Origin of the sequence: Bradyrhizobium sp. 197 (assembly GCF_023073375.1) — a bacterium.
In the GTDB taxonomy this organism is placed as follows: domain Bacteria; phylum Pseudomonadota; class Alphaproteobacteria; order Rhizobiales; family Xanthobacteraceae; genus Bradyrhizobium.
Genome location: NZ_JADPJJ010000182.1, coordinates 1 through 11,411 on the forward strand (window position 1 = coordinate 1; position 11,411 = coordinate 11,411).

Consider the following 11,411-nt stretch of genomic DNA (forward strand, 5'->3'; position numbering starts at 1 on the left):
GCCACCGGCACGGTGACGGTGACCATCACCGGCACCAACGACGTAGCGTCGGTGAGCTCGGACTCCAAGTCCGTGACCGAGGGCGACATTGCCGCGGCATTGAACGCCTCCGGCCAGCTGACGATCGTCGATCCCGACAGCGGCGAAGCCCATGTCGTGGCGCAGAGCAATGTTCATGGCAGCTATGGCGACTTCAGCATCGATGCCAGCGGGGCCTGGAGCTACGCCGGCAACGGCGCCCACGACGAGCTCACCGCGGGCCAGCAGGTCCAGGACCAGTTCACGGTGACCAGCCAGGACGGCACCGCCACCGGCACCGTGACGGTGACCATCACCGGCACCAACGATGCCGCGACCGTCTCGTCCGAGGCCAAGTCCGTGACCGAGGGCGACACCGCGACCGCACTCAACACCTCCGGGCAGCTGACGATCGTCGATCCCGACAGCGGCGAGGCCCAGGTCGTGGCGCAATCGAACGCCCACGGCAGCTATGGCGACTTCAGCATCGATGCCAACGGGGCCTGGAGCTACGCCGGCAACGGCGCCCATGATGAGCTCACGGCCGGGCAGCAGGTCCAGGACCAGTTCACGGTGACCAGCCAGGACGGCACCGCCACCGGCACGGTCACGGTGACCATCACCGGCACCAATGATGCGCCAACGCTCGCTGCCGTGACCGGGCCAACCTACACCGACACGGCCGCCAACGACACCTTCAGCCCCGCTACGGGAACGCTGACAGGCCATGATGTCGACACGACCGACACCCTGACCTACGGCATCACGGGTGGGACCACCGGCAGCACCACCATCGGCGGCATCACCTACGACGTCTCGAAGGCGGGCAGCTTCGGCACGTTGTTTGTGAAGAGCGCGACGGGCCAGTACATCTACCAGGAGAATGATGCGGCCATCAACGCGGCCAAGACGGCCACGGGCGAAAGCTTCGCCGTCACGACGTCGGACGGCACGGCCTCGGCCAGCCAGACCTTCACGGTGACGGTCAATGGTACTCCTGACAGCCCCACGTTCCTTCACATCGGCGACGGCGGCGCCAGTGGAGGCCAGGATCACGTCGTCAGCAGTCAGTCGGGCGATGCCGTCGTGTCCGGCACTGCTGAGGCCGGTGACACAATAAGTATATATACTGCCGCCATCGGAGGTGCGCTGCTCGGAACCGCGACGGCAGATGGAAGCGGAAATTGGAGCTACACGCTGACCTCAAGCAATATCGTCACACTTGGTCAAGGGACGGGTAAGCTCGCTTATGCTGATTCAACATTTGGGGCTGTAACATCATCGCCCCGGGCGAGCTCGTTCGCTTTTTCGATCGATACAGTCGCGCCTACGGTAAGCACGGAAGCGATTGCCAGCGCGACGGGGATTCAGAACAACACGTTGAATGCCGGCGATGTGGTGAGCGTAGCCGCGACGTTCGGCGAGGTGGTGAACGTGAGCGGCACGCCGCAGCTCGCGCTGAACATCGGCGGCACCACGGTTCAGGCGAATTATGCTTCTGGCAGCGGCAGCAACCAGTTGGTCTTTACCTACACGATCCAGGCTGGCCAGACTGATACAAATGGCATCAGCATCAACGCGAATGCGATCACGCTGAATGGCGGATCAATCTCCGATCCTGCTGGGAATACGGCTAGCCCGACGGCGGCGACGGTCGCGGACAATGCCAACTTCAAGGTGGACACTAATGCGCCGACGGTGACGTCGGTGGTGCTGTCCGACAGCAAGGTCACCGATGCAGACGCCGGGAACACGGTGAATGCGACGATTGCCTTCTCGGAGGTGATGGATCAGACCTCGACGCCGGTGGTCAGCAACAATGCCGCGGGCACGCTGATCAACGCGACCAACGGACACTGGACAAGTTCAACCACGTACCAGGTGAGCTACATCGAGGCAGATGCGAATGTGACCGCTTCGGACATCACCTTCAACGTGTCCGGTGCCAAGGATCTGGCCGGCAATACCCAGGTGCCGACCACCAACGTGTCGTCGGGCACCTCAATCGACACGCAAAATCCGACTTTAATCACCGTGGCATTGCAGACACCATCAACGAGCCCCACGAATGCAAACAGCCTGGTCTTCCGCGTCACGTTTAGCGAGGCCGCAACAAATGTCGACACTGCGGATTTTACTGTCAGTGGCACAACGGCAACCGCGACAAATGTCTCGCTGGTCAGTGCAGGTGTGTACGACGTCACGGTCTCCGGCGGTAATCTTGCTAACCTAAATGGGACGGTTGGCCTTGCACTGAAGTCAACCGGCGGGGGAGCCACGGTTAATGACCTCGCCGGGAACGCCCTGACCAATTTTGCGACGACGGGAGGCTCGGCCACCTATATGGTGGACAATACAGCTCCTTCCATCACGATTACGGAGAGCCCAAGTCTCCCGAACACAGTTGGGGCGACCACAACGCTGACCTTCCAATTCAGCGAAACGGTCACCGGCTTCACGGCCTCGGATGTCTCGACAACTCGAGGCACGCTGAGCAACTTTACCGTAGTCGACGGAGATACCTACACTGCGACTTTCACCCGCACCGCGACAGGTGCGGCGAATGTGAGTGTATCCGCAGGATCCTATACCGACGATGCCGGAAACGCGGGAAGCTCGGGCAGTTCAGGAAACCTACCTGCGGGCATTAGCGGTCAGCCAATCAATCTTGGGCTCGTTGATGCATCGGAAGCACTAACGACAGTCACGGTCTCAGGAGTTCCGACGGGTTGGTCAATAAATGGAGCCACGGTAGATCTCGACGGATCCTGGACGCTCTTAACAAATCAGGTTTCCTCTCTCACGGTGACCACGACTCCGCTCTTTGTCGGAGCGCTCGTCCTCAAAGTTACCGAGAATTGGACCAACGCTGACGGAAGCACGGGAAGCGCGACCTTGGTGGACAACGTCGAAGCCTACGCCCCGGGCTCTCCCATCTTCGCGTGGTCTGGCGACGATACACTGACTGGCTCCGCCGGCCATGACACCTTCGTGCTCTCGCAGCCGATCGGCAACGACGTTGTGCACAGCTTCGACGTCTCTTCCGACGTCATCGACCTGATCAGCTACGGCTGGCAGAGCTTCGGCGACGTGCAGGCCCATGCTGCTGACGATGCCAACGGCAATGCCGTGATCACCTTGGCTGCCGGCCAGGCGATCACACTCGACGGGGTGCATGCGGCGGACCTGACCGCGGCAAACTTCGAATTCGACGTCACGCCGACCGTCCACAATCCGGGCGCGATGACCATCGGCGACGGCGCGATGTTGCCGCTCTCCGGCATCATCGACAACACCGGAACAATCGAGCTGCAGGCATCCGGCGACGACACGCTGCTGCAATTGATCCAGACCGGCGTCAAGCTGGAGGGGGGCGGCCACGTGATCCTGTCGGATGATGACCACAACATCATCGCCGGCACGGCACCGGATGTGACGCTCGACAACATCGACAACACAATCTCCGGGGCCGGCCAGCTGGGGCAGGGAAACCTCAGTCTCAGCAACGCGGCGACCATCCTTGCCGATGGTGTCCATGCGCTGGTGATCGACACCGGCCAGAACGTGATCGTAAACGCCGGGACTTTGGAGGCCACTGGAGCCGGCGGTCTGCAGATCAACAGTGCCATCATCAACACGGGCCTGTTGTGGGCCAATGGCGGTGCCGTTACGGCGCTGGGCGAGGTCAGCGGTTCGGGTAGCGCGGAGATCAGCGGCATTGGCACGATAGAGTTCGGAGCGGCTTCCAGCGCCAACGTCACGATCGACGCAAACGCCACCGGCCACCTCGTCCTGGATGACGCCTTCCACTTCACGGGAACGGTGAGCGGGCTGACGGCCGACGACGATGTCGATCTCAAGGGTGTCAATTTCAGCGGCGAAAGCACCTTGAGCTTCACCGAAAACCAAGCCGGGACTGGCGGCACCCTGACCGTGTCCGATGGCGCTCACACCGCGAATATCGTCCTGCTCGGCCAGTACGATCCGGCCGGCTTTACCGCAAAAAGCGACACAGCGAGCCACACGGTGATCGCGTACGACCCGCACCACATCGCCTGAGCGGCATGACCGGAGCGCATCAGCCTTGAGGTATCAAACGTGACCGTCCCTTCGAAAAAGCATGACGAACTGGGCCGGTTGCTGAAACTGTGCCAGTCGCACTACGCCACAGCAGCGATGTTCAGCCTGGCGATCAACCTGCTTTATCTCGCCGGGCCGCTATACATGCTGCAGGTCTACGATCGGGTCATATCAAGCCTGAGCGAGACCACGCTCGTTATGCTCACGATGGCGCTGTTGCTGGCGTTTGCGGCACTCGCAGGTCTCGACACCGTGCGCGCAAAAGTGCTGACGCGCACCAGCATCCGGCTCGACCGGAACATCGCGCCCTGCGTGATGACCGCCATCATCGATCGCTCGGCGGGCGGTGCGCGCGGGCACCTGTTGCGCGATTTCGACACCTTCCGCCAGTTCATCACCGGCACAGGGGTTCACGCCATCCTCGATCTGCCCTGGACGCCGATCTATATCGCGGTGATTTTTTGTCTGCATCCGACCCTGGGCGCGTTTGCGCTGGGAAGTTCAATCATTCTGATCCTGATGGCGGTCTTCAACGAATGGATCGTCAAGCGTCCGCTTGCGGAATCCAATGAAGCGGCGAGCAAGAATTATAGTTTTACCGAGATGAGCCTGCGCAACACCGAAGTGGTGCGCGCGATGGGGATGACGGCGGGGCTTCTGAGACGCTGGAGTCGGGACCGCGGCCGGATGCTCGAGCGCCAGGTCACCGCCAGCGACCGCGCCGCCATGATGCAGAGCCTGATCCGTTTTCTGCGGCTGTCGATGCAGTCCTTGATTCTCGGACTTGGCGCCTATCTGGTGATCGAGCGGCTCACGACGGCCGGCGCGATGTTCGCCGCCAGCATCCTGCTTGGCCGCGCCTTGCAGCCGGTCGAGCAGATCGTTGGATCATGGCGCGGCCTCGTCTCGGCGCGCGTCGCGTTCTTGCGCCTGCGCGAGCTGCTGGCTAGCGCTCAAGCCCAGGAGCCCCGGCTCACGCTCCCACGACCCGAGGGCGGCCTTTCGGTCGAAGCACTGTCCTACGCCGCACCTGGCATGTCGAAACCGATTCTTCGCGGCGTCAGCTTTCAGATCGAGCCGGGTGAGGTGCTGGGAATCATCGGCCCGTCCGGCGCCGGCAAATCCACGCTGGCGCGCCACATCGTGGGTGTGCAGGCCCCATCGGCCGGCGCCGTTCGTATCGACGGAGCCGATGTGTCCAGCTGGATCAAAACCTCGCTCGGCCAGCATCTCGGTTACCTCCCGCAGGACGTCGAATTGTTCGCCGATAGCGTTGCCGCAAATATCTGCCGGTTCAATGACGGCGAGGATAGCGAGGTTATCCTGGCGGCACGCATGGCCGGGGTGCACGACATGGTCCTACGACTTCCCGCCGGTTATGACAGCCAGGTCGGAGAGGCGGGCGCGATCCTCTCAGGGGGGTACCGCCAGCGCATCGGGCTGGCGCGCGCGGTCTATGGCAATCCAAGTCTGGTGGTGCTGGACGAGCCGAGTTCGAATCTCGATTCGGATGGCGACGCTGCTCTCGCCGCCTGCATCATGCAGCTGAAGAAGCGCGGAACGACGGTGATAATCATTTCGCATCGGCCCGCCACCATTGGCGTGGTCGACAAGATCTTGGTGCTCCGTGAAGGCATCGTCGAGATGTTCGGCCCACGCGCTGAAATCCTGGCGCGTTTGACGCGGCCGGTGCCAATCCACGCAGTCCGGGAAACGACGGGTTAGGACACGGCAGATGGCGCTGTTGGAGCTTACAGACCGATCGAAACGACCCGCAGCGGCCCCGAGCCGGTCGAAAGGCGGGCAGGACGGCGCGCCGAGTGATTCCATTCGCCATGTGGCGCTGGCCGGATGGCTGATCATTGCCGCTTTCTTCGGCGGCATCGGCAGCTGGGCGTTGACCGCGCCGCTTAACGGTGCCGTGGTCGCCAGTGCGGTCGTCAAGATTGATGGCAACCGCAAAAGCGTCCAGCACCTCGACGGCGGCATCGTCAAGGAACTGCATGTCCGGGAAGGCGAGCGGGTGCTCGCGGGAGATCTCCTGATCGTTCTCGACGAAACCCAGACGCGTGCTGAGTATGAGGTGCTCACGCAGCAATATGCGATGCTTCGGGCGACGGAAGTTCGGCTGCTGACCGAGCTTGATCACAGATCCGATCTCGTGTTGCCATCGGATCTGAAGGCGCGCTCTGAGGATCCCTATTTCACAAGCGTCTGGAACGGTCAGCTCAGCCAGTTCGGAAGTCGACGGGCCTCGCTGGAAGGACAAGGAAGCGTGATCCGCGAGAAGATCAACCAGCTGCGGTCGCAGATCGTTGGTGCGGAGGCGCAGGTCAAGTCGTTTAGCGATCAGATCAGCTCGGTTCGCAACGAGGCAAAAGATATTGCTCCGCTGGTCGAGCGAGGACTGATCGCGCGGCCCCGCATCCTGCAATTGGAGCGGACCGCTTACGGTCTGGAAGGCCAGATTGCTGACACAAACGCCAATATCGCCAAGTTGCGTCAGGCGATCGCCGAACAGGAGCAACAGATCTCGCAACTGGACAACGATCGAATGACCGATGTCAGCAAGGACCTCCGCGATACGCAAGCCAGACTGCTCGAGGTGATTCCGAAGGCGCTGAGTGCCAAGGCAGTAATGGGCCGAATGGAAATTCGCGCACCCTATACCGGCCGGGTCGTGGGACTGAATGTCTTCTCGGTGGGAGGCGTCATTCAGCGCGGCGATAAGATCCTGGATATCGTACCTGACGAGGAGTCGCTCACGATTGAAGCTCAGGTTGCCGTCGAGGACATTAGTGACGTGCATCCGAACACGCGGGCCGAGGTTCACCTCACGGCTTACAAGCAGCGAATCGTGCCGATCATCCACGGCGACGTCATTCAAGTGTCCGCCGATCGCCTGACTGATCCCAAGACCAACAATCCGTACTACACGGCCTTCGTCCGCATCGATCGCGACGAGCTGGCGACCCTGCCGAACATACAGCTCTACCCGGGGATGCCGGCAACCGTCATGATCCCGACCGTTCAGCGCACCGCATTTGAATACCTCGTTGGGCCGCTCGCAATGTCGTTCAACCAGTCATTCCGGCAGAAGTAACAACATCATCGGTTCGGCGAATGAGGTGCGGTAGCGCTGGGAGCCTCCGAGGCTCTCGCAAAGGCGGCCGCACCAATGCCTCAAACTCGCCCGGCAGTGCGCTCGCCGTGAGCGGTAGGGAACGGCCGGCGCTGGGCGGCTGCGACCAGCGCCCAGCCGGACACCACCCGGCGTTTGGCATAACGACAATGGGGAGAACGAATCCGAACTCCTGCAGGCTCGCCGCGAGCTTGCCAATCTGGCTCTTCGCGTGTCGGCAGCGTCTGCTGGCCAAGCGGTTTGAGCTCCTCGATCCGCACATGACGGGCGTGAGGTCATGTCGCAGCGGATAAGCGTTGGTCTGGACATCGGAATTTCGCATCGGATCGCCTTGCAAGAGCAAAGAGAGGAGCCGAGCCAATTAAATTGGACCGAGGTTAACGAATCACCGCAGCGCGCGGACGCCGCCCCCGCGTCAGCGGTTATCCACAGAACGATTGCTTGAGCACACACGCGCCCCGGCATGCGGCAGCCGTTGCGGCCGGTGCGCGCGCATCGCCTGTTGTAAGCGTCCACTTCTGACACGTGGTGTCGTTTGAGAGCAGTCGACGGACGCCAATTTCAGGGCAGGAATCGTCGAGCCGGCTCTTGGGATGCCCGCTGGACATGCGCTCCAGCATATCCTTGAGGTAGGCGAAGGGCTCGACGTTGTTGAGCTTGGCGGTGGTGATGAGGGAGCAGACGGGTGCCCAACGGTCGGTACTGCTTGCGGCCGAGCGTGACGGGGGGCGAATGGCCCGTTCGACCGTGTTATTATCGAGTTCAATGCGCCCGTCATCGAGGAGCTGCGAAGGGCGTCCCAGCGGGTCCGCGCATAGCGGACTGCATCAGCCAGGCCGCTGCGGGGCGGGATGTGGGTGAGTTGCGTCTCGAGCCAGGCCTTCATCGCGGTGACCAGCAGGAGCGACCGGGCTTGGCGGGCGACGGCGGTCTGGCCGCGGATGACCGTCTTGATCGCATAGAGCTCTGCGAAGCGCCGCAAGGCTCTCGTTGATTCCACGCGCTCGCTGCCACGCCTCATGGTGCGCAACGCCAAAGCGCCTCGCCATATCAACACGCAGCTGGCTCTCATTCGTCCATCGTTGGTCTCCTTGCATCTGCACATCGAGGGGGAGAACAGACCGCGTCCGCGCGCCGCGAAACACGCGTGTGAGAAATGGACGCTTGCTCCGCCGGAGACTTTTTCCGTGCTCAGGGCAACGCGAGTCGCTGTTCGCCGGCGAAAAATTCCCTGTTCCGATCCGGGCGCGGCGCGCCGCGACGCTGGGGATTTCTGGGGATTCTCAGGTACTTCTCGCCACCTACTCTGCCAAGGCGGCGCCTTGCGGTGGGCGTTTTCCCTGCAAAAGTCCCTGTTCGGTTAATGGCTCCAAGGAGATTGTCCGATGTCTCATGCCATCCCTTTGGTTCTCGCCGCGATCGTCGCGACAATATGGATATTTCGCAAGCAGTCCGGGAACTCGGCGTGGGACCATGGATTTCCAACTCAAAGAAAGATCCGCCTAAGGCGCAAAGTTAGCTGCTCAGCCGCTCTCGACATGCATGTCGAGAGCGATCTCTTGGGCGGAGCGAAGAAGTAACGCCGCGCAATCCGACTCTCTCCTTTGCCGCAGCTGACTCAGCAAACACGATGCTTTCGCCTACGGTAATCTGGGCCTGTTCTCATCAACTGGGGCCGGACGCGCCTATCGTTTATCGCCGCGGATGTTGACGATCGCCGCTAGCGAAAGGAACTTCCTCCGTCAGTCGTGGATTGCCCCTCAAACCAAGGGAGCTTCTCCATGTTCAAAAAATCCGCACTCGTGGCACTCACATGCTTTGCTCTGTCCGCGCCGGTCTTCGCCCAAGGCGGCGGCGGCGGTGGTGGTGCAGGCGGAGGGGCCGCCGGCGCCAGCGCCGGATCGGCGGCGAGTTCCGGCGCGGGCACAGGCACCTCGTCGAGCAGCGCCAATTCCGGGCCCTCGGGCCCCTCCGGTATGGGAACGCAAGGCACCACGACAGGCGCCAATCACAGCACCGCCTCCCAGAACAATCCGAACGTCCAGCCCCCGACGGCAAATGGGACGTCTCCATCCGCCGCCCAGGCGCAGCGAAACTCCGGAGCTGGGCATACCTCGAATGGTATGCCTATCGGTAGTCCAGGCACGGGCACCAGCAACGAAGACCAGAAGTAGCGAATAGATCGGACAGCCCGCGGCCACTTGTGCTAGAGCCGGGGATGAAAAAATTCATTTTCACGATGCTGCTCATTGCGACATCTGGATTAGCGCAGGGCGAGCCGGTCCCTCCGAAGGCACCCATAACCGATCGCGAACAGGTTCAGGCCGATCGTGCGCGGGCGGCTTCGGAGGAGAAGAACGCCCCGACAGCCCGCCCTTGGGACAGGGGCGCGGATGGCAAGCGGCCATGGGAACGAGGGGCACCACCGAAATAGCGGGGCCTGAAGTAACAGGCTTGGACTCGCAGCTTTGCGAGTATCGAAAACTTCTCGCAGCGACATCACGCTACCTGATAGTGACGTCCACGACGATGATCGATGATCCGCGCTGCCTCCGGTTTTCGCCCGACACTGCAATGCGAAACCGGTCAGTTCCAGGGCTCGAGGACGCTTGGTAGCGAAACGACGGGCCGGCGATCGTCGCGACGCCGGCACTCGGCGCATCCACCAGTTTAACTTCATTCAGGAGCTGTGTTTTGCCGCGCAGACCTTGCAGGCACTCCGTCCCGGATGGAATCGAAACAGTCCAATACACGGTGTCAGAAGCAAGCTCGAAGCGCTCGGGCCGGGAGACGCATTCACCCGCGGTCGCAGCGTAGGCTTGTAGCCAGCAGCCGGCAAAAACACATAAGCTCGTAGCGGCTGCTTTGATTTTCATGCGGCCGCTCATTCAATCATCACTGTTGATCGGCTCCCGTGGACGTCCAGCAAACTGCCGCCACCGGTGGCCCGGTGTTGCGGCGGTTCAGAGTTGAACGCATTTATCAGCTCAACGGCTTTGCCGCTCACCAAGCGTACCAATACCCCCACCAGCGTTGCGACACGGGTCGCGCTTCTGCCTTCATGGCCGCAACTTCCTCGACGGGACGAAGATTGGGACCATAGACCGCAGGCGGGTAGACTCCATCCCAAAACACGTAACCGGTTCGGACGTCGGCCGCCCGATGGTGCGCCGGAGCAAGCGTGAGTTCCGCGGCCGGAGCTGCGGCCGTCATCAAGGTGAGGCCAAGAACAGAAAGAGCAATGGGTGGAGTAAAGGTGCGGACATTCATTGGATGAATCTCTCTCAAAATGGACGAGAAATAATGCGACGGCTTTCGAAAGGTTGCAAGTGTGGATGTCCGTAGAACGGCCGCGAACTCCGTTCTTCGGGTGCGCCGGAGGAAGGAGTGTGTGGTTCGGACCGAACGGACCCGGGAGCAACCACCGGTTTCAGAAGCTGTCGGGGGCCGAAGACTGCGCTAAGGCAAGCTTGGATGCTGCTCATGTTGAGATCAGGCGTGAGCAATCTTTCGGCGCCCGATGTGATCGAGAACCATGATGTCGACACACTACTCGCTCTTGATGGGTACCACCATTCAGGACGGCTCGCATGGCATCTGTATCTATCTCCGCTTTGATTTTCTGCGCCGGATTCATTTCAGGATATGCGCTTCGCGCCTGCCGTCTCCAACGAACGAGCACGAACGATCCCTGCGGCACCTCAAGCCGAATTGCCCGACCGAATCCCAGCTCAGCGTTCGGTCATGCTCGACGAGCCTTTTAGGAGCGACACCTCGGCACCTCGATTCTTCCGGCAAAGGAAGCACGCGACATGACCAAGCTTAGAAAGGACGCTCCGCGACGGTACATCGTGGATGGTGCCGGACAGCGCGTTCTTGTCGGTCTGACGATTGCGGAGACGATCGAGTTCGAGACGTTGGACAATCCCGACACCCTTCCGGGCACTGACCGTCGTATCGATCAGGACAAGCCCGGGCAGCGGTGGCTGGAGCTCTACGCCAAGCATGAGCAAGCCTGGAGCGCTTGGATGGCCGAAACGGGACCACGGCGGGAAAAGTCGCTCACGCTCAACTAGGGTCTGTTGGGATTCAGGATTCTCATCGGGGCTTGGTTGTGATTCAAGCTTGGGATGGACCGATTCGTTTTGACTGACGCCCAATGGGCGAAGAT

The 11,411-nt window shown here is 61.5% G+C and carries 6 protein-coding genes and 1 pseudogene; 4 read left to right on the forward strand and 3 right to left on the reverse strand.

The window, feature by feature from the left end:
• Nucleotides 1-18: 18 nt before the first annotated feature.
• The 3 genes from IVB27_RS39820 to IVB27_RS39830 are packed head-to-tail and all read left to right on the forward strand — an operon-like array spanning nt 19 to nt 7,201.
• Nucleotides 19-4,077, forward strand: coding sequence for a beta strand repeat-containing protein (locus tag IVB27_RS39820; RefSeq protein WP_247448002.1), 4,059 nt, complete (start codon nt 19-21; stop codon nt 4,075-4,077).
• A 39-nt stretch (nt 4,078-4,116) separates the two neighbouring features.
• Nucleotides 4,117-5,823: a type I secretion system permease/ATPase gene (locus IVB27_RS39825; protein ID WP_345946996.1), complete on the forward strand. Its 1,707-nt coding sequence runs from the start codon at nt 4,117-4,119 to the stop codon at nt 5,821-5,823.
• A gap of 10 nt (nt 5,824-5,833) precedes the next feature.
• Nucleotides 5,834-7,201, forward strand: coding sequence for an HlyD family type I secretion periplasmic adaptor subunit (locus tag IVB27_RS39830; RefSeq protein WP_247448003.1), 1,368 nt, complete (start codon nt 5,834-5,836; stop codon nt 7,199-7,201).
• 461 nt (nt 7,202-7,662) lie between these two features.
• Here IVB27_RS39830 and IVB27_RS43970 read toward each other — a convergent pair whose 3' ends face one another.
• The 3 genes and pseudogenes from IVB27_RS43970 to IVB27_RS39840 all read right to left on the reverse strand — a co-directional run bounded on the left by IVB27_RS43970 (nt 7,663) and on the right by IVB27_RS39840 (nt 10,116).
• Nucleotides 7,663-8,043 (reverse strand): transposase domain-containing protein, encoded by a 381-nt coding sequence (locus IVB27_RS43970; protein WP_524536557.1) that lies wholly within the window; start codon nt 8,041-8,043, stop codon nt 7,663-7,665.
• A gap of 44 nt (nt 8,044-8,087) precedes the next feature.
• A pseudogene (locus IVB27_RS43975) lies at nt 8,088-8,345 on the reverse strand (hypothetical protein); the annotation flags it as partial.
• A 1,399-nt stretch (nt 8,346-9,744) separates the two neighbouring features.
• On the reverse strand, nt 9,745-10,116 hold the full coding sequence (locus IVB27_RS39840; RefSeq protein ID WP_247448004.1) for a hypothetical protein: 372 nt from the start codon (nt 10,114-10,116) through the stop codon (nt 9,745-9,747).
• 936 nt (nt 10,117-11,052) lie between these two features.
• Here IVB27_RS39840 and IVB27_RS39845 point away from each other — a divergent pair.
• Nucleotides 11,053-11,316: a hypothetical protein gene (locus tag IVB27_RS39845; protein ID WP_247448005.1), complete on the forward strand. Its 264-nt coding sequence runs from the start codon at nt 11,053-11,055 to the stop codon at nt 11,314-11,316.
• The last annotated feature ends 95 nt before the right edge of the window (nt 11,317-11,411 follow it).

Coding starts and splice junctions, on each gene's coding strand:
- IVB27_RS39845 (WP_247448005.1), top strand. CDS start 11,053: ATGACCAAGCTTAGAAAGGACGCTCCGCGACGGTACATCGTGGATGGT.
- IVB27_RS39840 (WP_247448004.1), bottom strand. CDS start 10,116: ATGAAAATCAAAGCAGCCGCTACGAGCTTATGTGTTTTTGCCGGCTGC.
- IVB27_RS39830 (WP_247448003.1), top strand. CDS start 5,834: ATGGCGCTGTTGGAGCTTACAGACCGATCGAAACGACCCGCAGCGGCC.